Genomic DNA, 953 nt, shown 5'->3' with positions numbered 1-953 from the left:
CCAGTAGCACCTGTGTTACCTTGAACACCTTGAGGTCCAGTAGCACCAGTAGCGCCGGTAGCGCCTGTGTTACCTTGAACACCTTGAGGTCCAGTGGCACCAGTAGCACCTGTGTTACCTTGAACACCTTGAGGTCCAGTAGCACCAGTAGCACCTGTGTTACCTTGAACACCTTGAGGTCCAGTAGCACCAGTAGCACCTGTGTTACCTTGAGGTCCAGTGGCACCAGTAGCGCCTGTGTTACCTTGAACGCCTTGAGGTCCAGTAGCACCCGTGTTACCTTGAGGTCCCTGAGGTCCAGTAGCGCCTGTAGCGCCTGTGTTACCTTGAACACCTTGAGGTCCAGTGGCACCAGTAGCACCTGTGTTACCTTGAGCGCCTTGAGGTCCAGTAGCGCCAGTAGCACCAGTAGCACCTGTGTTACCTTGAACACCTTGAGGTCCAGTAGCACCAGTAGCGCCGGTAGCGCCTGTGTTACCTTGAACACCTTGAGGTCCAGTGGCACCAGTAGCACCTGTGTTACCTTGAACACCTTGAGGTCCAGTAGCACCAGTAGCACCTGTGTTACCTTGAACACCTTGAGGTCCAGTAGCGCCAGTAGCACCAGTAGCACCTGTGTTACCTTGAACACCTTGAGGTCCAGTAGCACCAGTAGCACCTGTGTTACCTTGAGCGCCTTGAGGTCCAGTAGCGCCAGTAGCACCTGTGTTACCTTGAGCGCCTTGAGGTCCAGTAGCGCCAGTAGCACCAGTAGCACCTGTGTTACCTTGAACACCTTGAGGTCCAGTAGCACCGGTAGCGCCGGTAGCACCTGTGTTACCTTGAGCACCTTGAGGTCCAGTAGCGCCAGTAGCACCTGTGTTACCTTGAACACCTTGAGGTCCAGTGGCACCAGTAGCACCCGTGTTACCTTGAGCACCTTGAGGTCCAGTGGCACCAGTAGCACCCGTGTT

1 pseudogene is annotated in these 953 nt (G+C 55.3%); it reads right to left on the bottom strand.

The annotated features are described in order from the left end of the window. Nucleotides 1-953, bottom strand: a pseudogene (locus tag D1166_RS30925) (collagen-like protein); the annotation flags it as partial.

Origin of the sequence: Bacillus sp. ISO11, assembly GCF_003458115.1 — a bacterium.
Taxonomy (GTDB): Bacteria; Bacillota; Bacilli; order Bacillales; family Bacillaceae_G; genus Bacillus_A; species Bacillus_A cereus.
The sequence above is the reverse complement of the archived record's forward strand: the minus strand, read 5'-3'. Positions and strand labels throughout refer to the sequence as shown.